Here is a 23,300-nt window from a genome sequence, read left to right as displayed (position 1 = left end):
TCACCAATAATTATTAACGACCAGATCCGCCCATTTGTGTTCTCTTATCCCTACGAATCAAAAAGGTTTGATTTGCCCGGGGACGGCCACCATGTTCAAGCATGGGGCGATGCAACAGTTGGGTAGGAGCCTATGCTGCAACGGATTGAAGACATTGATGCAGCCCTCGTCGACAGGTTGCAGCATTCGGCATTCAAGTACTTCCTGAAATATTCCAATCCCGAAAATGGCCTGGTGGCCGATACCTCGATCGGCGGCGTACCGGCGAGCATCGCGGCTGTCGGTTTTGCCCTTTCCTCCTACCCCGTCGCTGTCGAGCGCTGCTGGATCGCCCGCAAGGAAGCCGCCGAGCGCACGGTCAATACGCTGCGGTTCTTCGCCGAGGCGCGCCAGGGCGAAGAGCGCCACGCGACCGGCCACCGCGGCTTCTTCTATCATTTCCTGCACATGGATACCGGCAACCGCGCCTGGAACAGCGAGCTTTCGACCATCGACACGGCGCTGCTGATCGCCGGCGTGCTGACGGCGGCGCAATATTTCGATCGCGAAGACGACGAAACCGAGACTGAAATCCGTGAACTCGCGACCTTCATCTACGAGCGTGTCGACTGGCGCTGGGCACTGAACAAGGGCGACACCATTTCCATGGGTTGGAAGCCCTCATCGGGCTTCCTGCGCTGGCGTTATCACGGCTTCGACGAAGCGATCATCCTGTATGCCCTGGCGCTCGCCTCGCCGACACATCCCATCCCGCAGTCGAGCTACGACGCCTTCACGTCAAGCTATTCCTGGATGACGCACGACGAACAGCCCTATCTCTATGCCGGTCCGCTGTTCATCCATCTGTTCTCGCATGCCTGGATTGATTTCCGCGGGATTCAGGACAGGCCGATGGCGGAACGGAATTGGGATTATTTCCGCAACACGCAGGTGGTCATCAACGTCCAGCGTGACTATGCGGAGCGCAATCCCGGCCAGTTCGTCGGCTACAACAGGAATATCTGGGGTTTTTCCGCCTGTGACGGCCCGCCGCCGACACGGCGCATGCGCGGCGGCCGCCAGCCGAAGGTTCTCGGCTATGCCGCACGCGGCGCGCCGCTCGGACCGGATGACGGCACGATCGCACCCTGGGCGGCCCTCGCCTGCCTGCCCTACGACAAGCAGGCCGCTCTCGACGGCACCAAGGCGCTTCTGACCACCTATCCGAACCTGCTCCTGGAAGGCGGCTTTCCCGGCGGCTTCAATCCGACGGTCAAGACCAAACGGCCGGAGGGCTGGGTCGACGACCGCACCGTCGGCATCGACCAGGGTCTTGTCGTCATGACCATCGAAAACGAGCGTTCCGACTTCATCTGGAAGCTGATGCGGCAGTCGCCGGTCATCCGCCTCGGGCTCGAGCGCGCCGGCTTCACCGGCGGCTGGCTCGAGGGCGCCGAGCCGCAGGAACTGGTGCGCAGGGTCGGCTAGCGCATGACCCCGGAAATCGATTTCCGGAAAGGATCATGCGCAAACAAAAAAGCATAGAGCCCGCGTGTCCGACAGGACGCGCAGGCTCTATTGCTCAGCGCTCGAAGACGTGCGCCTTGCCCGATATATCCAGGCGAACGAGATCGCCGCGCGCGGGAAGGGCGACGCTTGAGGTCTTGATCCGGATCGGCGGCAGGGCAACGCCATCCAGCGAGACGGCGACGGTGCAGACCGCGCCGCCGAATTCCACCTCGACCACCCGCCCGCCATAGTCGCGATTGCTTTCATCGGCAATGACACGGATCTGCTCGGGCCGCAGCATGATTTCCGCCTTACCTTGCCGACTGCCTTCGACGGCCACGCGGCCGAGGGCGCAGTCGGCCTCGCCGTTCCGGATGATTGCGGGAAGCAGGACGGCATCGCCGAGGAACAGCGCCGTCTCGCGATCCCTGGGATGCAGATACAATGATTGCGGCGATCCGGCCTGGATCAGCCGCCCTTCCCGGAGCACCGCGACCTGATCGGCAAAGCTCAGCGCCTCTTCCTGATCATGCGTGACGAGAACGGCGGTAATGCCGGCCGCCTGCAGCACACGCGCGACGGCCTTGCGCATGTTTTCACGCAAGCCGGTATCGAGCGCTGAGAATGGCTCGTCGAGCAGCATCAGCCGCGGCTTGCGACCGAGCGCGCGGGCGAGCGCCACGCGCTGCTGCTGCCCGCCGGAAAGCTGGTGCGGGCGCCGCGCCAGCATGCCGCGGTCGAGCTCGACCATATCGAGCAGCTCGGCGATGCGCCGGTCACGATCGGCCGCACCCCGTTCAAAACCGAAGCCGATATTCTCGGCCACGCTCAAGTGCGGAAACAGCGCGCCATCCTGCGAGACGATGCCGATGCCCCGCTTGTGAGCCGGCACCGCCGCCGGGCCATCGGCCAGCACGTCGCCATCCAGTGTCACCCTGCCGGCATCGGCTTGCTCGAAGCCGGCGATGATGCGCAGCAGCGTCGTCTTGCCCGAGCCGGACGGGCCGACGACGGCGGTGCGGCTGCCGGCCTGAACGTCGAGTGAAATATGCTGCAACGCCTGGACGGGTCCATAACGCTTGCTGATGTTTTCGATCGTGAGCAGCGTCATTGGCCGGCGGTCCGTTTCGATTGGGCATAAAGCGTCAGAGTGAGCGGCAGCGACAGCACGACCATCATGAAGGCGTAGGGGGCGGCCGAGACATAATCGATCTCGCTCGTCAGCGACCAGAATTTCGTCGCCAGCGTATCGATGCCGTTGGGCGAGAGCATCAGCGTCGCCGTCAGTTCGTTGGTGATACCAAGTGCAGTCAAGGCAACGCTGGCGGCTGCTCCCGGTGCGGCAAGCCGCATGGTGATCTGCCGTACGGCCTGACCGGGGGTTCGGCCAAGGCCCATCGCGGCTCGCTCCAGCTCCACCGGTGCCTGGGCAATGCTGGCGCGCAACCCGACCATGGCGCGCGGCAGGAAAAGCATGACATAGGCGACGAGCAGCGTTGCGAAGGTCTGATAGAGCGGCAGCACCAGGCGTACGGTGATCGTCACCAGCGCCAGCGCCACGACGACGCCCGGCAACGAGCCGACATAATAATGGCAGGCTTCGAGCACGCGCTGGAAGCGCCCGGGCGCGCGCACGGAGAGCCAGGCCATGGGTGCTGCGGCAATCGTCGCCAGCACGCCACCGGCAACGGCAAGAACGATCGTCTGCACGAAGGCGCTGCCGACCTCGATGCGCCAGATCTCGCTGCCGCCGAGATAGAGCCAGCGGCCGAGCGTCATCAACGGCACGCCGAGCGTCAGCACCGCCAGGACGGCAGGCAGCAAGATCGCCGGCAGCACGAACCAGCCGAGGCGCCGGCGATCGGCCGGACGCGGCGAGCCGGAGCCGACGCGGGCATAGCGTTCATTGCCGCGCAAGAGAATTTCGAGGCCGAGCAGGAAAAGACAGCAAGCGACGAGAACGCCGCCGAGCATGTTGGAGGCCGGGCTGTTGTAGGAAGATTGGAACTGGTCGACGATTGCCGTCGCGAAGGTGTCGAACCGGATCATGACGAACAGGCCGTATTCCGAAAGAAGATGCAGCGCGATCAGCAGCGAGCCGCCGCAAATGGCAAACCTCAATTGCGGCAGAACGGCACGGAAGAAGACGCGCCAGGGATTGAGGCCCAGCGAAGCTGCCGCATCCTCGATGGCCGGATCGAGGCGGCGCAAGGCGGCGGCAACCGGCAAATAGAGAAACGGATAATAGGCGATCACCGAGACGAAGACGCCGCTCTCAAGGCCGCGCATGCCGGGAATGAGGCTGACCCAGGCATAGCTGTGCACGAAGGCCGGCACCGCAAGTGGCGCGATCGCCAGCCAGGCCCAGAACTGCGCGAAAGGAATGTCGGTCCGCTCGGTCAGCCAGGCAAGCGTCACGGCAAGCGCGATCGACAGCGGAATGGTAATCGATTCCAGCAGAACCGTATTGACGAGAAGGTCGCCGACGCGCGGCCGGAAGACCAGCGCCTTCACCGTTTCCCAGCCGACATCATAGGTGACCCAGCCGATGAAGCCGAGCGGCACGAGGCTGAAGGTCGCGACGACGGTTGCCAGCAACACTACGGAAGCGTGCGGCATGCGCCCGCGCGGCAAAACCATTCGCATGGTCCGGGGCGCGGCCGGCGCATCGTTGCCGGATGCGAGCAATCTGTTGTCCTGCAGCAAGGCCGATGCCTTCACACGCTGAAAAAGTGAGGCAACCGCCTTCGAGAGGACGGTTGCCGGATATCGTCATGCCCTAAGGTTTTCTTGACCCAAAAGCAATAGTTTTGGCCGGAAGGAGCCTGCGGCAGAAGGTCAGATAAGACCCGCGGCCGTCATCAGCTCCACGACCTTCTTGCTGTCGAGGGTGGAAGCTTCGACCTTTGGAGCGTTGAGATCGGCCAGCGGAGTGAGCTTGTCGTTAGAGGGCGCATCCTTGCCGATGGCATATTCATAGGACGTGCCGTCCTTGAGAATTGCCTGGCCGGCCTTGCCGGTGACGAATTTCAGGAAAGCCTGGGCTTCCTTCATGTGCTGGGTGGACTTCAGGACGCCGCCGCCCGAAACACTGACGAAAGCGCCCGGATCCTGGTTCTTGAAATAGTGCAGCCCGACATTCTTGCTGTTCTCGCCGGTTTTGGCCTGATCGCCGAACCAGTAATAATGGTAGATGACCGCGCCTTCGACTTCGCCCGCATTGACGGCCTTCATGGCGACGCTGTTGCCCTTGTAGGGGGTAGCGTTGTCCTTGAGGCCCTTCAGCCATGCCTTGGTGGCGTCTTCGCCCTTCAACTGCAGCAGGGCGGCGACGATGGCCTGGAAGTCGGCGCCGGCGGGTGCTGCACCCCAGCGGCCCTTCCAGGCCGGATCGGCCAGGTTGAGCAACGACTTCGGCAGCTTGTCTTCGCTGAGCTTCGTCTTGTCATAGGCGAAAACCGTGGTGCGGGCGGCAATGCCGGTCCACATGCCGTCGGCCGGGCGATACTGCTCCGGGACCTGGTCCAGTGTTTCCTTTTCGACCGGCGCAAACAGGCCCGCTCCATCGACCAGCGCCATGGCCGGCGAGTTCTCCGTCAGGAATATGTCCGCGGGAGATGCATCGCCTTCCTGGACGATCTGGTTGGCGAATTGCATGTCGCTGCCCTGTCGCATGGTGACCTTGATGCCGGTCTCCTTGGTGAAGGCATCGATCCATTCGCGGCCGAGGCTTTCGTGCTGAGCATTGTAGACGACGAGACCTTCATCCTGCGCATGGGCGCCGCCTGCAAGCGCCGTGGCGGAGAGAAGCGAAGCGGCGAGCGCAAGCGCGTGGGAAAAGCGGTTAAAAGCAATGGTCATGATGGCCTCCATGGCAATGTCACCCCGAGGGGCAAGAGGCGTATATTTTTCTTGACCAGCTATTTCAAGTTTCGTCGCGGGGAAAGAAGCATCACAATAGCTTGACCTGATATTTTCGGATTGCCAGGGAATAAATCTCGATCGAGCCAGAAGGCGACGCCCTGCCAGCGTCGCCTTTCGCGCCATTATGCTTATTCCACGTCGAACTTGACGCCTTGCGCAAGCGGCAGCGTGCTGCCGTAATTGATCGTATTGGTCGCGCGGCGCATATAGGCCTTCCAGGCATCGGAACCGGATTCGCGTCCGCCGCCGGTCTCCTTTTCCCCACCGAAGGCACCGCCGATCTCGGCGCCCGATGGCCCGAGATTGACATTGGCGATGCCGCAATCCGAGCCACGGGCGGAGACGAAGGTTTCGGCCTCGCGCATGTCGTTGGTGAAGATCGACGACGACAGCCCCTGCGGCACGGCATTGTGCAGCGCCAGCACCGCATCGAAATCGCTGTATTTCATTACGTAGAGGATCGGCGCGAAGGTCTCGTGCTCGACCGGGCCCGTCTGATCGGGCATTTCGACGAGCGCGGGGCGAACGTAGAAGGCTTCCGCCGAACCGTTTTCGACACGATCGCCGCCGGTCACCTTGCCGCCAGCCGCCTTTGCCTCGCCGAGCGCTGCCTGCATCTTCTCAAAGGCCTGGCCGTCGATCAGCGGTCCCACAAGCGTGCCCGTTTCGAGCGGATTGCCGATGGTGACGGAGCCGTAGGCCTTCTGCAGGCGAGGCACAAGCTGGTCATAGACGCTTTCATGGACGAAGAGACGGCGCAGCGTCGTGCAGCGCTGGCCGGCCGTGCCCATGGCGGAGAAAGCAACGCCGCGCAGCGTCAGGTCGAGATCCGCGCTCGGGCAGACGATGGCTGCGTTGTTGCCCCCGAGTTCGAGAATGGCGCGGGCAAAACGCTGCGACAGGCGCGGGCCGACGGCGCGGCCCATGGCCGTCGAGCCCGTGGCCGAAACGAGCGGGATTTTCGGGTGGTCGACCAGCACCTCGCCGACCTCACGGCCGCCGATGATCAGGGTCGACAGATTGGCGGGCGCCTTACCGCCCTCGGCGACGAAACGCTTCAGGGCCTTTTCGAACAATGCCTGCACGGCAAGGGCGGTCAGCGGCGTCTTTTCCGAGGGCTTCCAGACGGTGGAGTTGCCGCAGACCATGGCAAGTGCCGCGTTCCACGACCAGACGGCGACCGGGAAGTTGAAGGCGGAAATGATGCCGATCGCGCCGAGCGGGTGCCAGCTTTCCATCATCCGATGCTCGGAGCGTTCGGTGGCGATCGTCAGGCCATAGAGCTGACGCGACAGGCCGACGGCGAAATCGCAAATGTCGATCATCTCCTGCACTTCGCCGAGACCTTCCGAGGTGATCTTGCCGACTTCGATCGAGACCAGACGGCCGAGGGCCGTCTTGGCGGCGCGCAGCTCCTCGCCGAGCAGGCGGACCAGCTCGCCGCGCTTTGGCGCCGGAACCGAACGCCATTCGAGGAAAGCCTTGTGTGCCTCTTCGATCGCCGTTTTCGTTTCGGAAACGGAATGTTCTCTCAGCCTGCCGATTTCCTTGCCGGTGACCGGCGAGGTAACGGACAGCGTGCCGCCGTGATAGCGGCCGGCATCGACGCCGAGTTCGGCGAGCAGCTTGGCGGTTTCGGTGGCGAGATCGAGGACGGCGATGGTCATTGTCGGGTTTCCAATCTTATTGTTCTCAAGAAGCGGACGTCGGTTCTCAGAAGCGGGCATCGGCGAAATGGGCGACCTGGGCGCCGGCTTCGTACCATAGTTCCTTGAGCGTGCGGAAGCGTGGCTCCGTTGGTGGCGTCAGCGGCAGCGGCAGGTCGCTCTCGGCAAGCCGGCCGAGAATATGGTCGGCCAGCGTGCGGCCGAAGACCGTGCCGGGCGCGATGCCGCGGCCATTATAGCCTGAAAAGCCGATGACATTGGGGGCGAATTTGTGGAAGCGCGGCAGCGCATTGTCGGTCATGCCGATCTGGCCATACCATTCGCATTCGAATTCGACATCGCCAATATTGGGAAAGAGCCGTTTCACGGCGCGTTTGGCCCAGCCCTTATGCACGGCAAGCCCGGTATTGCGCAACGCCCCGACACTGCCGAAGACGAGACGTCCGGCCTGATCCATGCGGAAGGAGGACAGAATGTCCTTGGTATCCCACGCGCCTTCTCGCCCCGGCAGGATCGACCGGCGAAGATTATGGCCCAGCGGCACGGTGGCGAAATTGAAGTAGGGCAGAAACACCTGTTCGTTGCGCACCGGCTCGAAGGGGCCGGTGCTGTAGGCATCGGTCGCCACGACGATCCACTCCGCGCTGACTTCGCCGCTCGCCGTCCTCACGGTCCAGCGGCTGCCATTGCGCTCCGTTGCGATGACGGGGCTCGACGTGTGGACGACCACACCGGCTTTGACCGCGGCATGGGCAAGGCCGCGGGCATAGGCAAGCGGCTGCAGCGTTCCGGCGCGCATATCGAGCAGCGACCCGGCATAGGCATCGCTGCCGATCCGTTTGGCCGTCTCCGCCGCATCGAGTAGCGTGACGGCTGCGCCGCGGGCCGTCCATTGCGCCGCGCGTTCCTCGATCTCCTTCAGACCGTCGGCGCCGACCGCGCAATGCAGCGTGCCGTTGCGCTCGAGTTCGCAGGCAATGCCGTGCTTGTCGATCAACGCCATGACAAGCTTGGGGGCGTTGCCAAGCAGATCGAGCAGGCGTTCGCCGTGAACCGGGCCGAGCACGCCAGGCAGATCGTCCGGCATCACCCACATGCCGGCATTGATTAGCCCGACATTGCGTCCTGCTCCGCCAAAGCCGATCTCCCTTGCTTCCAGCAGCAAGACCCTCGACCCGGCTTCGGCCAGATGCAGGGCAGCGGAAAGACCGGTATAACCGCCGCCGACGATGACGACGTCGGCCGATGCCGCGCCGGCGAGCGGCGAGGTGGCCGGCGGCTCGGCTGCCGTCTTTTCCCAGAGGCCGTGGGAGCGCGGATCATTCAGCATGGCTCAGTCCGATCGGATCGAAATCGCGATAGTTTAGTGCAGCTTACTGGCGAAAGCACCATCTCAGGCAACGGTCTTCAGCGGCAGGCCCGCGAGCCCGAGCGCCTCCATCGCCGCATCCAGAGAAGCGGCCTGGCGCTCCGCATAAAGCGCCAGCTCGTCCTGAACGGCGGCTCCGAGCGCTGCCTCGAAGGCGTCCCGGTTCGAACGCGTTCCATAATTCTGCTGCTCGTCGGTGCCGAGATTCGACTGGAAGATGCCGGCCGCGCTGACGGGCAGGAAGTCTTCGTAGACGATCGGAGAAAAGGCGAGATAGCCTTTGTCGATCAGCGTCTGCGGATCATGCGGCAGCTTGCTGTGGGCCATGGCGGCGATACCCGCAGGCGTCGCGGAATAGCGGAAGAAGGCGAGATCTTGCCTGCGCAGCTCGTCCCAGCTGTCCGGCAGCGCCTTGAACCGCTCGGCCAATTCCTGATCATAGGCGCCGGCCTTGGCGCCGCCGGCGCCGACCTGCACCTCGCCGCGGACCGAGGCGAGCAGCTGGTCGTAGAGCGCCCGGCCCTTCGCCGTCAAAGCGACCCCACGCTGTTCGATCTCGCCGAAGCGGGCGGTATGGGTCCCCATGGCCGCGCCTTCGGCGCCTGAGAAGGCGATCGTTTCCTCAAGCGCCTTGAAGCTCGTTTGCCGCAGGAGGATATCGCAATGTCGGCGCGGCGGTCCTTCGATGACGGCTTTCGGCGTGATGCCGCGTTCCGGCATGCGGGCCTGGACCGCGTCGATATCGAGCGTGCGCGGCGTCAGGTGGTTGATATGCGGCCCCTTGAAGCTGACGACGTCGGCAATCAGCCGATGCGCATCGTGCAGACGCTTGTAGGTTTCGGCGCTGACGGTCGCCTCGCCATGCCAGCGGAAGGTTTCGAGCGCCTCGGCGACGAATTCCGTCGCTTCAGCCTCGGTCAGGCCGCCATTCTGCTCATGGCGCTCGATCAGCGCGATGGCGCGCGGCGTGTAGATGCGCCGCTTTGCCAGAATGGCCTCGGCCTCGCCGCGCAGCCCCTCGTCCTCGATCAGCTCCAGGCGCAGCAGCGAGGTGAAGACGCGGAACGGATTGGCGTTGAGCGCCGCCTCGTCGATCGGCCGGAAACAGGTGGAATGAACGGGCACGCCGGCAACCGAGAGGTCGTAATAGCCGACCGCCTGCATGCCCATGACGGCGAAGAGCCGGCGGATGGTGAAAAGTTCTTCCGCGGTGCCGAGGCGGATCGCGCCGTGGCGTTCGACGTCGATGCGCTCCAGCTCGCCGGCGCGGGCCAGGCGCTCGCGCAGAGCGGGATCCTTTTCGAGGCAGCCGGCATTCACGTCCGCAACCAGTTCGATCAGCGTGCCGTATTGCGGCACCTCCGTCCGGTACATCTGCGACATCGCCTCGGTGAAGAGCGAGCGGATACGGTCTGTGGAAACGAAGGCTTGCGGCATTTGGGGACTCCGGCTCATTCCGTTTTTGCAGGATGAACCTCTTTACTTCGGCTATAAAGCCGGAAATATCGACATTTTGGAAATAGTTCATTCTGAAATGGAATGACCATGCTCGGCTCACGACGTTTTCTGCCGTCGATTTCTCATCTCGCCGCCTTCGAGGCGGTCGCCCGCACCGGCAGCGTCACGGCGGCGGCGCGCGAACTCGATCTGACGCAGAGCGCCGTAAGCCGGCAGGTGAGTGCGCTGGAAGAGCAGCTCGGGGTCGAGCTCTTCCTGCGGGAACGCCAGACGATGCGATTGACGCTTGCCGGCGACAGCTACGCCCGCGAGATCCGCGAGGCGCTGCGGCGCATATCGAGCGCCTCCTTGAACCTGCGCGCCAATCCGCATGGCGGCACGCTGAACCTTGCCATTCTGCCGACCTTCGGCACACGCTGGCTGGCGCCGCGCCTCGGGCGCTTCCTCGCCGCCCATCCCGGCGTGACGATCAATCTCGTGACCCGGCTTTCACCCTTCGATTTCCGCCTCGATTCGATCGACGCCGCCATTCATTTCGGCCATCCGCACTGGCCGGGCGCCGAACTCGCCTTTCTGATGTCGGAACGCACGGTGCCGGCCTGCAGTCCCGATTTTCTGAGGCGCTACGCAATATCGCGGCCGGAGGATCTGCTCACTGTTCCGCTTCTGCATCTGACGACGCGTCCCGATGCCTGGGAGCAATGGTTCGCCGGCAACGGCGTTTCCTTCGAAAGCGTGCATGGCATGCTCTTCGACCAGTTCGCCACCGCCGCACAGGCTGCCATCGCCGGCCTCGGCATCGCCCTGTTGCCGACATTCCTGATGCAGGACGAGCTCAGGCGCGGCGATCTCGTCGCCGCCGTCGACCGCGAAATGGAAAGCCGCGAGCGCTATTATCTCGCCTTTCCCAGAGAGCGCGCCGATTATGCGCCGCTCGCCGCCTTTCGCGACTGGATCGTCGCGGAAGCGGCCGCCAGCCCGACCGCCTGACGAACGGCTTGCATCGGCGTGGCGGTTTCGACCATTATGTCAGCCGAACAACTTTGCAGGAAATCTCCATGAAGCCGATCTTCGTCCAGCTCCAATGCGCACCCGGCAAGACCTACGACGTCGCCGACGCGATCTACCAGACCGAACTGGTCTCGGAGCTCTATTCCACCAGCGGCGATTACGACCTGCTGATGAAGGTCTACATCGAGGAAGGCCAGGATATCGGCAAGTTTATCAACGATAACATCGCCAATATACCCGGCATCGTCCGGTCGCTGACGACGCTGACCTTCAAGGCCTTCTGAACTTCCGTCAGAGCTGGTTAACCCTTTTTGCGAAGATTCGCCTCTGCGCCGGTCGCTCAAACCGTGCCTTAACGCCTGAGATATCTGCCCGTTGCTATAAGGGCCTCGAGATGAGGCGGCGTACGCAGCGATGGGGTGGAAAATGGCGATCGTGGAGGCAGATAGGGGGCACGAGAAGCCGCAGCCACAAACGGCGCCGCTGATCGTCCATGTCGTGCGCCAGTTCCTGCCCAACCGCGGCGGCCTGGAAGACGTGGTTGCCAATCTTAGCCGCCAGACCGTCCGGCGCGGTTATCGCGTCCGCGTCGTCACGCTCAATTCACTCTTCACCGCGCCTGAGGACAAGTTGCCGGCGCGCGAAAACATCGATGGCATCGAGGTCGTGCGCATCCCCTGGTCCGGCAGCAGCCGCTATCCGCTGGCGCCTGCGGTGTTCCGCCATCTCGGCGACGCCGATCTCGTACATGTCCATGCCATCGATTTCTTCTTCGATGCGCTCGCCTGGGGCCGGTTGTTGCATGGCAAGCCGATGATCGTCACCACCCATGGCGGCTTCTTCCACACGCGCAAATACGCGGCGATCAAGAAGATCTGGTTCCGGACGCTGACCCGCGCTTCGGCCATGGCCTATCAGCGCGTCGTTTGCTGCAGCGCCTCCGACCTCAAGCAGTTTTCCGAGATTGTGCCCGGCAGCATGCTGATCGAAAACGGCGCCGATATCGGCAAGTTCGCCGACAGCGCCGCGCGCCGGGCACAGCGCCGCATCGTCACGATCGGCCGGTTCTCGGTGAACAAGCGGCTGGACCACCTTCTCGATGCGATGGCCGTACTGAAATCTCGCAATGGGGAATGGCATCTCGATATTGTCGGTGCCGAATCCGACCTGAACCGGGAGGATGTCGAGGGCGCGATCGAGAGCCGTCACCTTTCCGGCAGCGTCACCCTGCATGTGTCCCCCGACAACGGCGCCATCCGGCGCATCATCGCCGAGGCCTCGCTGTTCGTTTCCGCCTCGGAGTATGAGGGTTTCGGGCTGGTGGCGCTGGAGGCGATGAGCGCCGGCCTGCTGCCGGTGCTGAATGCCAATGACGCCTTTGCCACGCTTGCCGGCCGCCATCCTGTCATCAGGCTTGCCGATTTCACCAAAGCTGAGGCTGCCGCCACGGCAATCGAGACGGGGTATGAAGCTCTTCAGCGCGCGCCGGACGCCGTTCGCTCGGAGCTTCTCGGGGCCACACGCGGTTATTCCTGGGACATTGTCGCCGGGCGCTATATCGATCTCTACCAGTCGCTTGATATCGCAGCCGGCCAGGACTGATCCTGCCGGCCTGAAACGCCCTCATGCCCTCGCTAAGCGGATGATCTCGTCGAGCACGAATTTACGCGATTGCGGCGGCGTCAGATTATGATCGGCATCAGGCAGCATCAGCAGCCGCACGTTCGGATAACGGGAAAGCTTGCTGCCACGCGGCCCGAAATGGAAATAGACATGGTCGAGCCCGACATCGCCTTCACTGTAGATCAGCGTTAGCGGCACCTTGCGTTTGCCGAACAGCGCGAATGAGCGCCGGACCTCGCGGGCGATATGTCCCCGGTCGGGCAACAGCTCGAGCAGTGGCGCGATCCATGGCGACAGCCGGCGGCCGGCGGCGATGACCATGTTCTGCAGCGCCGAAACGACGTCGACCTGGCCGCGCAAGAGCCGCTTCAGCGTGTCCAGCCGCGCCAGGCGCTGGCCGTAATCGTCGAGGCTCCGGGGAACGGAGACGACGTGTTCCCTGCGTACCGGGATCTTCGGATCCCAGTAATAGACGAAGGGATTGATCGAGACGACGGCCTTCAGCCGTTCATCGGCGACGCCGGCGCGGAAGGCGACATAACCGCCGCTGCACCGGCCGGCGACCATGATCGGACCGGCGACGACGCTTTCGAGCAGATCGAGTGCGGCGAGCGCATCCGCAGTCTGCGTATCGGAATAGAGCACCTGTTCCGGCGCATCCGGTCGCGGCGGACTGTCGCCGACATTGGCGGAATCGAAGCGCAGCGAAACGACCCCCTGGCGCGCGAGTTCGCGCGCCATATCCACCGTCGTCCGTCCCCAGCCGGCATGCCGGTCATAGGCGGTCGACAGGAAAAGCACGGCATTGCCCTTGATCTCGCCGACCGGCCGGCTGACCACGCCGACCAGATGGTCGTGGCTTCCGAACCGCACCGGCATTTCCACAAAACCCTCGCCGGCCAGCGGCAGGCTTTCGATCGCTGCCGGCGCACGGGCGGCGGGCATCTCCGTCGTCCGCGCCTCCAGCCATGCCGTCAGCTGCTCGACGACTTCAATCGGCGTCTTGGCAAAGAGCGGGTTGGTGGCAAGCTCGTCATAGCCTTCGAAAACCGTCTGTTCGACATCGGCGCCAAGCGCCTTCAGGGCGTCGGCGAAGCCGGTATCGTCGGCTCTCGCCGGACGCTCGACGATCAGATAGCGAGGGGCTGCAAGCTCCTGCGGCGAGGCGATGGTGAGCTTGCCGAGTTCGGCGGCGATCTCTTCGGGCATGGCGAGCCCGGCAATCTGCACCTTCGCTGTCTGGACGTGCTCCTTGCCGAGGCCGAGATCGGCATCGATGATCTTGGACCACATGTTGAGTTCGCGCAGATAGGCTCGGCCGCTCAGCACCGGCGCCAGCATGACGAGACTGTCGACGCCGTCGATCGAGGCGCCGATGCGATGGGCAAGCGTTGCGCCGAGACCTTGGGCAATGACGATGATACGATCGCAGCCGGAGAGCGACTTCAGCTTGACGGCGGCGGCACGGATCGAATTTTCCCAGGTTTCCAGCCTTGCCGGCAAGGCGCCGAAATCGAGCGCATCGCCGGTGCCGCGATAATCGAAACGCAGGCTCGCGACGCCGATATCCGAGAAATGCTCGGCGGCGACGCGGAAAAATTTGCGGCTGCACATCTCCTCGAAGCCCCAGGGGCTGACGAAGAGCACGGCGGCCGAGCGTTTCCCGACCTCGGGATTTTCGGGCATGAACAGCCCGATCGTGCCGTCGAAGACGACAGGCAGGGCGGCACTGCGTCCTGCGCCCTCGGCCGGTTCGAGCGAGAATTCGCCCGGCGCGACCTTGGCGCGGTCGGGATCGCCGGGAAGCCGGGGTGCAATGAAGTTGATGGCGTGTCCCACAGGCCGCCGCAGCAGGGATGGCATCTTGTCGAGAATGGAGCGCATGACCTCGACATCCTCGCCCGGAACGGCGCGCAGCACGCGCAGCGCCGCGAAATAGCAGAAGGTGCCGGCAAGGATCGCAGTGGCGAGGCCGAGCGGACCCTGGATGAATTCCAGCGCGGAGATCGCTCCGCAAGCACAGAGCACGGAGGCGAGCGTCACCTTCGTCAGACTTGCGTAGAGACCCGAAAGCTGGGATCCGAATCCTGTCTGTCTGATCATCATCACCGACATTGCAACGAAAACGAGGATGCGCACGAGTGCGGCACCCTCCGCTGCAAGCCTAGGCACGATCAGTAAACAACCCACTACCATGAGAAGGCCACCAATCACACTGGTGTTCAGGCGGGAGCGGGCCCTGTCCATCGACAGCAGATAGAGGCTGAGAATCTGCATGAAGGTATAGGCCGGGGCGACGAGCGCCAGCAGCGCCACCACAGTGCCGCTGCGGCGGAACGCCTCGCCGAACACCACAAACACCAGCTCGCTGGAGATCGCGGCAAGCCCGAGGCTCATCGGCAAGACGATATAGGCCATGCTGCGGGTGACTGCAGCGAAGACCTCGACCGGCAAGGTCGAATCGTCGCTGTTGTGCCGCCGCTCCGAATAATAGGGCAGCAGGCTGCCGGTCATCTGGATCGGCAGCTGCAGGGCGATATTGGCGATCGACAGGCCGACGGCGTAGTAGCCGACCATTTCCACCGACCAGAACTGCTGCAGGAAGAGCAGCTCGAGCCGGTTGAGGAAGATGGAATCGATGATGAACTGGATCGACAGGATGACCGAGGAGGAGGCGAGATATTTCAGCGAAACGCCGCACCAGTCGCGCCGCGAAAGGAGGATCGGCAGCGTGGCGAAAAACAGCACGAGCTGGCCGAGCGCATAACCGATGAGAACGCCTTCGACGCCATAAAGGACGGCGCCGGTGGCCACGCCGGCAAGCTGTATGACGGAGACGGCGACGGTCAGCTTGAAGAAAGTGCCGAGTTTCTTTTCGCCGATCAGGTAGAATTTGACGAAGGAGCCGATCGCCTGCACGAAGAACAGCACGCCGGTGACCAGGGCGACGGAAGGCGCAGTTTCTGCCCAGTGCATCTCCTCCGAAGTGAGGAAAAACAGGGCGTAGAGCGAAAGCAGCACAACGGTCGAAAACATCATGAAGCTGACGAGGATGGCGGCAAACCCCCGCCGGCGGCGCGTGTCGTAACCCTCCGCCGAAAGCTGCGGCAGCGTCTTCAACAGCGTGATGCTGGAGCCGAGTTCGGCGATCGAGGCGCCTGTCACCACCAGCCAGAGCGAGAAGGCGACAATGCCGTTGGCTTCCGGGCCCAGCAGCCGCGCGGTGATGATCGAGGAGACGAAGCCGGTCAGCAGCAGCAACATGCCTGCGGCCGCGTTCATCACCGAATTTGCGATAATACCCTTCGACATCTGTCCATCCGCCAGGATCGGCCTAAAGCTCTTTGTTTTTCGCGGTCGTATCGCAAAACCGCTGCGCACTTTCGCGCGACATGCTTTGGAGCCGCATACCCGCCATCTCTAATGCGAAAATGTTAAAATAAAGCGGAGTGACGATCTCACCTTAGCTCGCCTGCATCGCCGCCAGCTTCTGGAGCGCCTTCTCGTAGCTGTTGTCAGCGAGATAGCGCAGCAGGAACTCCCGCGCCTTCCCGGCTTTTTCTCGCGCACGCTCGGGCGCGCGAAAGATATCCCGCAGATGCGACGCCGCCGTTTCCGGAGAGGGATCCGCCCAGACCGCCCCCGGCAGCCCGGCAAATTCGGGATGCGTGTCGACAACGGGAATAAGAGGAGAGGCGACCAGCCAGCTGTTCTCAGGGTCACAGAAATCCGCCGCGCCCGACCAGGCGGTTGATATGACGGGAGTGCCCTGCATGATCGCCTCGGCGACCGTCAGTCCGAACCCTTCCGAGCGATGCAGCGAAAGATAGGCATCGGAGGAGCGGATGAGGCCATTGATATCGGCATTCGAAAGCCTGTCGGTGACGATCCGAATGCGGGGATTGCCGGCGACCGAAGCGATCAGTTGGCGTAATCCCTCGTCCTTGCCAATATCGCCGCTCGCCTTCATCAGCAGGAAGGCGTTCGGGCATTCGGCGCTGAAGATTCTGAAGGCCTTGATGACCGCCTGCGGGTTCTTTCGGTTGATCGAAGAGCCGGCGCTGAAGATGAAGCTGACGAGAAAGGCATCCTTGTCAATGCCGAACTTCTCTCGCATGCGTGGGGTGGCCGGCACCTCGATAACAGGATGCGGAACCACGATGACGGGTGCGGTGGTGAGCGGAGCAATTGCCTGCCTGGTGAATTCCGACGGCACGAAGACGGCATTCATGTAGCGCAACCCATTGCGCCACTCCGCCGGCACGACTTCGAGTTCCCAGGCGAAATAACCGATGTTGAAAACGCGGGTGAAATTCGCCACGCCCGTCTTCAGGATTGCGCGCGGCAGCATGGGTGGGTTGAGATGCCAGATGCGGCTTCCCGGAGTCTCGGTGGACAGAGACGAGGGCGACCATCCGGCAAAGGATTTTTCGTCGGGTTGAGTGCTCACGTCCGAAAGCGATATCGCGCGCCCCGCTTGGGAAAGCGCGCCGGCGCAGAGCCGCGCCGATTCGCCGAGGCCGACCGGCATCGAGAGATAACCGACGATCTCCACCGGCTTGCGCGGATTGAAGGCGACACGCGACCGTGGGATCAGCCGCTGCAGGACATGGGCACGTAGAAAGCGATATGTCTTTCTCAAGTAACGATCTTTCCGATGGATTGGCTTGGTCCCTTCGAGCCTTGAAGCGAACCTCCGCGACATGCTCTAGCCCGCGAGCCGGACGCGATGCGAACTGCCCAGACTTCTGATTTCACCGGCTGGCGGAACATCGCTCTCTGTGCCGGACAGGGCATGGAGCCTCACGCGCCGCCACGGGCCGGGCGCAAGGTGGAACCAGTCGTCAGCCGCCCTGTAACCTTCGACGTCGATATGCACAGATTGCGCCAGCTGGTCGCTCCTGAGATCGACGACCCAGTCGTCGCCCTCCTTACCCAACGAGGCCTCGATGCTGGCGTCATGCAGCGCCTTGCCTCGTCCGCAGGGGAAGTGGAAGCTTTCGGCTAGAACGGCGCCATCGGCAAGCGAGCGCAGTCGCGCCATGCTGGTATCGTGCGCCGGCGGGCCGAAACGGAAGGCATAGGTCGTGTCGAAGAAGGCGCCGAACAGCGCGGTGGAAGCAAAGCATTCCACGCTTCTTGCTGCCAGCTTGAAAGCCATATTGCCGCTGACGACCTGCTGTTTTCCATCACGCAGGCAGGCAATCTCCAATTCCACATCGAGGTCAGTATCCGTCTCATTGACGACATGTACGGCAAGACCGTTGGTTCCCTCGTCTGTGAAGACTGTCTGGATCGGACGGAAGGCACGGCGCATCGCATACCAGACCGGCTTCGGCTCGCCGGTCGAATCGATCACGCCCCAGCCAGGGCCCGGCAGCAGATCCTGTAGAGTCCAGACGAGCGCGCCGTTGCAGGCGGAACCCTTGCTCCGCCATTCGGCGAAGGTCTCTTCGAGCACCTCGCCGGTGACGGCGCGGGATAGATCGAGATACCATTCCGGATTTTCGCGGCGCAGCCGAGCCGGATCGAGGCCGTAGAGCAGCTCGAGATAGAAGTCGCGAACATCCTCGAAGTCCCACGATGCGCCGCGGTCGCGGGGCACACGGGCCTTCCACAGCGGGCTGTGGACGGCGGGCACGTCGAGATGACGCTGCAGCGTCCTTTGCTGCGGCACATGTGCGAAGGCGAGGCTTTCGGAGGCAAAGCGCACATCGGCACGGCGGGCATCGGCGATCGGTCGCATATAGGCGCCGACACCGTAATAATGGGCCACTCCCGCATTCGGCGAAAAAGGCATGGCTCCGCCGTAGGGCGAGTTCGGAACATAGGGGACGTCGGGACGCATGCGCGCGACGATTGCCGGTATGATCTCATCGGTAACCGGCCCGCTCCAGAATTCCATGGGCAGGCCGAGCATCGCCGCCTGCTGGTGAATCTCGCTGCCGCCGCAAAGTATTGCAAGCGACGGCGACGCCTGGACGCCGTGCAGGAATTCTTCGACCTCGGCATGCACATGGCCGAGGAAGGCCTTGTCGTTGCGTGGGTAATCGAAATTGGCGAACATGAAATCCTGCCACACGAGCAGGCCGAGTTCGTCGCAGAGCGCGAAGAAATCGGGCGTCTCATAGGCCATGGTGCCGCCGATGCGGATCATGTTCATGCCGGCCTGAGCGGCAAGCCGCAGGAACGGCTCGTAATCGGCCCGCCCGCCCGGCAACCGAGCGATATCCGCAGTCGTCCAAACCGCGCCGCGGCAGAAGATACGTTCGCCGTTAACGAGAAGCGCGAAGTCATCGCCATCGGCGCCACGATCGACCTCGATCCGCCGGAAGCCAGTCGTGCCGAGCGAATATTCTACGCCATCGGAAACGAGCGTCAGATTGTAGAGACGCGGATTGCCATGTGTGTGCGGCCACCAGGGCTCGATGTCGGCAAGTTTGAGAATCGCCGAGTAGTGATTGTCGCCGATCTTCTCGAAGGGCTGCTCCATGCCGCCGCAACGCAGCAGCATGGCCGGATTTTCGGCGTTGTTATGCAGGGAGACGCTGAGACGGCCGACACCGTTCTCCTCCAGGATCGCCCGGATGGAGACATTGTCGATCGAGACGGAATCGCGTCGCACCAGTGAAATCGGCCGCCAGGGCCCGACGGCGTGAATATCGGGGCACCAGCCGGGCATATGGCCGAGCAGCGTCGTGCGGAAATTTTTCAAGCCAGCCGGCATGATCATCTGTGGCCGCCAGCGGGCGCGGGGGCCAGTCTCCGACAGACGGGGGCCGAGCGCCCGGAAACAAAGCGCCAGCTCATCACCGCCCAGAAGCGTCACCGGAATCTCATGCGCCGTGAACATGCTTTCGGACGAAAGGATTTCCTGGCCGTTCAGGAAGACATGGCAAATGGTGGCAAGCCCGCCGAAACGCAGGATCGCGTCGCCAGGCTCGGCATCGAAAAGCCGGCAGAGATACCAGGCGTCTTTCGTGTTCAGCGGCTCGGGATTTTCCCGGTCGAAAAGCCCGGCTTTTTCGAGCGCCGCGGCAACCGTGCCGGGAACGGGCGCGGGAATGAACTGCGCGGAGAGAGGAATATCGTGCGGCACGGCGCAGGCGTCCGGCTCCGTCAGGACCAGGTTCCAGCCTTCGGAAAGCACACTCTCCTCGGCTCCGATGCTTGCCAAACGCCCCCGCATGGTCTGATCTCCGGCCTCAGATTCGCTCTGCAAGCGATGCCATCATGGAATCCCATGCATCGGCGGCCGGATCAAGTGCTGCTTGCAGCGGCTCGAACTTTCTGCGGGCAACGGCACGGGCAAGCTGGAACTGCACTGATTTCGCCGTGTCGGAAATGCGCCGGGCTTGCTCGGCGGCCGCCGCCAATTCGGGAGAGAGCCAGACCAGATGATCGGCCGCCAGCTCGAAATTGGCGCCGACCTGGCGGAGCGTGTTGAAGGCATATTTGTGGAAGAAGCCGAACGGCCGCTCCGCCACCGCTTCCACCTGCTGCGGAAAGACGCGGGCGAAGGCGCGGATCGGGTTTTCGCGGGGACGCCTGGCGAAGTGAAATCCAGTAAGCCGCGTTGCGGTCGCGCGCAGATGTGCTTCATCGGCGGGCTTTTCCGGAAACCGGGCAAATTCCGCATAAGGCAGGAACGGCGGATCGTTCTCCGTCAGATGCTGCTGGAATAGCCCGTCGAAGTCCTCGCCTTCGAGGTGGAAATAGCCGGCATTGTGAAAATATTCGACACGTTTTGCCGCAACGTCCAACCGGTTGATCGCAACCGTCGTCTTGCCGTGCTCCTGCCGGTAGGCGGTGCCGCGCGTATCCGGCATGTAAAAGGAATCCATCTCGATCAGGCAGAGACGCCCGCGCGCAATCTGCACGTCGACATGCCGTTCGACACGGTCGTAGATCGCAAGCTCGGTCGCGCGGATGCCGTAAAGCGCTTCGAGATCTTCGAGCGGCACCTTGAAGAAGGTGAACTGATCGCCTTCGAAATCCTGCGACAGGGTGAAACCCAGCATCGCCTCGGGTGCTGCGCCCGACGTCGCCAGCACCTCGATCCAGAGATCGACATAGCAGTTGGTTTCGGGCCATGCCCGCTCGCCTGCATGCAGCACGTGCTGCCGGTAGGTTTCCGGGCTGATCCCAGAGAAGACCGATGTCGTCGACGTCATCAGCCCCACAGCGTTTTCCGTACGCTCGCCGGCCACGCCTTCACGTCGAGCCCATGGTGGTGGAAGAGGGCGAGCGCGATGCGCTCCAGGCCGAAGCCGACGCAGGCCGTGTGTGCGACGCTGCCGTCTTCGAGATTGAGGCCCCACTTCAAGCCGAAGGAATCCTGATGGTAGTTGAAGCTCATGCAGGCGGTTGGGTTGGCAGCCGAGGTGATCGGGATCAGCAGTTCGAACTTCAGGTTCTGGTCACGCTGGTTGTTGACCATCATCTTGCCGGCCCGGCCGAAGAACGGGTCGTTGGCGACGTCGATGGTCACATCGAGGCCGACCTGCTTCATCATCTCGACGCCGCGATCCATCCAACGCTGGCGGAAATCGGTGACGTGCTGTTCCTTCCCCATACAGACATATTCACGCATGCGGAACAGCTGCTGGCGGGCGGGATCCTTCGACGGCTCATGGCGGAAGCAGTAGGACTGCAGATCGAACAGGCCGCCCGTCTTCGGCAGGTTGCCGCGCTTGGCGACCGTCGGATAGAGCGGATAGCAAGCCGCCGGCGTCAGCACGATGTCGGTGGCCTTCTGGTCCTTGGTCCAGTCATCGCCGACTTCCATGCATTGCAGCAGGCTCATATGGTCGAGCTCGCTGCCGCAGAAGCTGTGCACCGTGCCGGCAAGTTGCGGGAAGCTCTTCATGTAGCCGCTCTTTTCGAAGAGTGCGCGGTTCATGCCGGGCGGGAAACGCATCGCCTCGGCGCCGTCGGCGCCGCCGAACGTATCGATCAGCCGTTCGAAGGCGGTTATGACATCTTCGAACTGGCCGCTGCGGCCGTAAAGACCGTCGACGCCGGTATCGATCAGCAGGCCGGACTCGAAGAGCCGGTCCAGAAACGAGGTCTGCATATCCATGACTTTACCCCAGTAGGCTAGTGTCCTGCTTATGGACGAGAAGCATGCTCGACGTATTGCCGAGGATGCGGTCGTTCGAGATCATGAGCTGTGCGGAATGCGCGTCCCGCAGATGGCGACCGAGGCTGAAGGGCGTGCCGTTCTTGTAGCCCATGATGCCGCAGATCAGCATGGCGTGATTGACGATCTCCAGGATCGTCTCGGAAGAGGCGATCTTGACGTTGTTCATCGCCACCGCAAAGCCCATCGATGACAGCCTGTCGGGATCGGCCTTGGCATCTTCATAGGCCTTGAGGCCGGCAACCACGTTGGATTTCACCATCTGCAGCAGGTTCGAGACCTCGGCGAGGCGGAGTGCGCCGGGCGGCTGGGAATCCGGCGCCTTGCGGGCGGCGGCGCGCACGAAGGACTGGGCGCGGGCCACCGCATCGACCGCGATGCCATACCAGACGCCGCTCCATAACAGGTGCGAAGATGCGAGCATCGATTGCGCCGCGATCTCCGCAAAAGGCTTCGGCAGGATCTGATGCGCCGGCGCTTGACCCTTGAAGAGGAAGCCGTCGGAGCAGGTGCCGCGCATGCCGAGCGTATTCCAGGCATGCGTTTTCTCGAGCGTGTACTGGTCCTTCGTAAAGGCCGTCAGCACCTGATCGGAGGAGGCTGCCTGCGCATGGGCGCGCGAGGTGATGAGGATGGCGTCGGCATGCGAGCCGTAGGAAATGACGGTCGCATCCTTTTCGAGCCGGCAGCGATCGCCGTCGACCTCGACTGCGCAAATGCTGTTGCGCAGGTTTCCGCCAATCCCGCCCTCGGTGGTGGCGGATGCGATCAGCAGCTGTTCGGCGGCGATGCGGCGCATGAAGTCGCAATGCCATTCGCTGTCGGCGCCGTGTTCGACGAGGCTCGAGAGCTTGATATGATGCATGGCGAAGACCATGGCGCTTGCTGCGCAAGCCTGGCCGAGCATCGAACACAATTCGGCGATCTCGGTGATCGAGGCCGATTCACCGCCGAGATGGCGCGGCACCTGGATGCCGAGCAGCCACTCGGCCTTCATCGCATCCACGGCTTCCCGGGGGAAGCGGCCTTCGACGTCAACGGCATCCGCATGTTTTGCCGCGATTTCGGCAACACGGGCCACCCGCGCGACAAGACCGTCCTCTATAATCTTGACGGGAAAATTCATCAGGCGACCTTCCGGCCGTCCCGGATGAGATCGACCGTCTTGGCGATGGCCGAGATACTTGCGAAGGATTTGCGGTTCAGGAGATTGTCGGGAAATTCGATGTCGAACGCCTCTTCAATGCCCAGCATCAGCTGCACCGAAGCAAAGGAGGTCAGACCTGCGGCATAAAGATCGGCATCGTCGGCGACCTGGTCGATTGCGACAGGAAGCTTGCCGAATTTGGCTACGAGGTCGCGGATTGTCTTATTCATCCCATCACTCCAAGATTCTCATGATCCCGATCCGGCGTTCATCGCCTTGTCATGAGCGTTCTTTTAGTGCGGAAAACAGAACATTCCGCTAATGGGTTGGGTTAAAGATGACTGTTGCTCATAGTTACGTTTTTAGCGATCCTTCCGGCAAAAGCCCGAATAGTCGTTTTTTGTCAGCTGCCTAAGATCATTCCAGCGCCAATGCTCTGTGGGGCTTGCGGTACGGCGAGTACAGAAATGA

17 protein-coding genes are annotated in these 23,300 nt (G+C 62.8%); 4 read left to right on the top strand and 13 right to left on the bottom strand.

The window, feature by feature from the left end; all coding sequences use genetic code 11:
• Positions 1-132 precede the first annotated feature (132 nt).
• Positions 133-1,467 carry a glucoamylase family protein gene (locus tag J0663_RS08305; RefSeq protein WP_207243944.1) on the top strand — a complete coding sequence of 445 codons (1,335 nt, stop codon included), beginning with the start codon at positions 133-135 and terminating at the stop codon, positions 1,465-1,467.
• 94 nt (positions 1,468-1,561) lie between these two features.
• Here J0663_RS08305 and J0663_RS08300 read toward each other — a convergent pair whose 3' ends face one another.
• The 6 genes from J0663_RS08300 to hglS all read right to left on the bottom strand — a co-directional run bounded on the left by J0663_RS08300 (position 1,562) and on the right by hglS (position 9,903).
• Complete coding sequence (locus J0663_RS08300) at positions 1,562-2,599, bottom strand: ABC transporter ATP-binding protein (RefSeq protein WP_207243943.1); 1,038 nt, start codon at positions 2,597-2,599, stop codon at positions 1,562-1,564.
• Positions 2,596-4,176 carry an ABC transporter permease gene (locus J0663_RS08295; protein ID WP_207243942.1) on the bottom strand — a complete coding sequence of 527 codons (1,581 nt, stop codon included), beginning with the start codon at positions 4,174-4,176 and terminating at the stop codon, positions 2,596-2,598. Before J0663_RS08295 ends, J0663_RS08300 begins: the two co-directional genes overlap by 4 nt.
• Positions 4,177-4,326: 150 nt before the next feature.
• Positions 4,327-5,349, bottom strand: a complete 1,023-nt coding sequence (locus tag J0663_RS08290; RefSeq protein WP_207243941.1) for an iron ABC transporter substrate-binding protein — start codon at positions 5,347-5,349, stop codon at positions 4,327-4,329.
• 191 nt (positions 5,350-5,540) lie between these two features.
• Entirely contained in the window at positions 5,541-7,079 is a 1,539-nt protein-coding gene (gene amaB, locus J0663_RS08285; RefSeq protein ID WP_207243940.1) for an L-piperidine-6-carboxylate dehydrogenase, read from the bottom strand.
• 46 nt (positions 7,080-7,125) lie between these two features.
• Positions 7,126-8,409, bottom strand: a complete 1,284-nt coding sequence (locus J0663_RS08280; RefSeq protein ID WP_207243939.1) for an NAD(P)/FAD-dependent oxidoreductase — start codon at positions 8,407-8,409, stop codon at positions 7,126-7,128.
• Positions 8,410-8,472: 63 nt separating this feature from the next.
• A complete protein-coding gene (gene hglS, locus J0663_RS08275; RefSeq protein WP_207243938.1) occupies positions 8,473-9,903 on the bottom strand; it encodes a 2-oxoadipate dioxygenase/decarboxylase HglS in 1,431 nt (476 codons plus the stop codon).
• Between the two features lie 84 nt (positions 9,904-9,987).
• Between hglS and J0663_RS08270 the strand changes: the two genes are divergently transcribed.
• The 3 genes from J0663_RS08270 (at position 9,988) to J0663_RS08260 (ending at position 12,519) form a co-directional block, all read left to right on the top strand.
• On the top strand, positions 9,988-10,896 hold the full coding sequence (locus J0663_RS08270; RefSeq protein WP_207243937.1) for a LysR family transcriptional regulator: 909 nt from the start codon (positions 9,988-9,990) through the stop codon (positions 10,894-10,896).
• 68 nt (positions 10,897-10,964) lie between these two features.
• Positions 10,965-11,201, top strand: a complete 237-nt coding sequence (locus tag J0663_RS08265) for an Lrp/AsnC ligand binding domain-containing protein (protein WP_183838316.1) — start codon at positions 10,965-10,967, stop codon at positions 11,199-11,201.
• A gap of 142 nt (positions 11,202-11,343) precedes the next feature.
• Entirely contained in the window at positions 11,344-12,519 is a 1,176-nt protein-coding gene (locus J0663_RS08260; protein WP_207243936.1) for a glycosyltransferase family 4 protein, read from the top strand.
• 21 nt (positions 12,520-12,540) lie between these two features.
• Here J0663_RS08260 and J0663_RS08255 read toward each other — a convergent pair whose 3' ends face one another.
• The 7 genes from J0663_RS08255 to J0663_RS08225 form a co-directional block, all read right to left on the bottom strand.
• Positions 12,541-15,852 carry an oligosaccharide flippase family protein gene (locus tag J0663_RS08255; RefSeq protein WP_207243935.1) on the bottom strand — a complete coding sequence of 1,104 codons (3,312 nt, stop codon included), beginning with the start codon at positions 15,850-15,852 and terminating at the stop codon, positions 12,541-12,543.
• A 151-nt stretch (positions 15,853-16,003) separates the two neighbouring features.
• The gene (locus tag J0663_RS08250; RefSeq protein WP_207243934.1) at positions 16,004-17,182 is read right to left on the bottom strand and encodes a glycosyltransferase family 4 protein; all 1,179 of its coding nucleotides are present in this window, start codon (positions 17,180-17,182) and stop codon (positions 16,004-16,006) included.
• Between the two features lie 66 nt (positions 17,183-17,248).
• On the bottom strand, positions 17,249-19,729 hold the full coding sequence (locus tag J0663_RS08245) for a glycoside hydrolase family 2 protein (RefSeq protein WP_207243933.1): 2,481 nt from the start codon (positions 19,727-19,729) through the stop codon (positions 17,249-17,251).
• Between the two features lie 16 nt (positions 19,730-19,745).
• Positions 19,746-20,723 carry a DUF1839 family protein gene (locus J0663_RS08240; RefSeq protein WP_207243932.1) on the bottom strand — a complete coding sequence of 326 codons (978 nt, stop codon included), beginning with the start codon at positions 20,721-20,723 and terminating at the stop codon, positions 19,746-19,748.
• Positions 20,714-21,622, bottom strand: a complete 909-nt coding sequence (locus tag J0663_RS08235; RefSeq protein WP_207243931.1) for an amino acid--[acyl-carrier-protein] ligase — start codon at positions 21,620-21,622, stop codon at positions 20,714-20,716. Before J0663_RS08235 ends, J0663_RS08240 begins: the two co-directional genes overlap by 10 nt.
• Positions 21,623-21,626: 4 nt before the next feature.
• Positions 21,627-22,808 (bottom strand): acyl-CoA dehydrogenase family protein, encoded by a 1,182-nt coding sequence (locus tag J0663_RS08230; RefSeq protein ID WP_207243930.1) that lies wholly within the window; start codon positions 22,806-22,808, stop codon positions 21,627-21,629.
• Positions 22,808-23,059 carry an acyl carrier protein gene (locus tag J0663_RS08225; protein WP_207243929.1) on the bottom strand — a complete coding sequence of 84 codons (252 nt, stop codon included), beginning with the start codon at positions 23,057-23,059 and terminating at the stop codon, positions 22,808-22,810. The genes J0663_RS08230 and J0663_RS08225 overlap by 1 nt, the downstream gene beginning before the upstream one ends.
• Positions 23,060-23,300 lie beyond the last annotated feature (241 nt).

Source organism: Rhizobium lentis, assembly GCF_017352135.1.
GTDB lineage: Bacteria > Pseudomonadota > Alphaproteobacteria > Rhizobiales > Rhizobiaceae > Rhizobium > Rhizobium lentis.
This window is presented reverse-complemented; position numbering and strand designations above follow the sequence as displayed.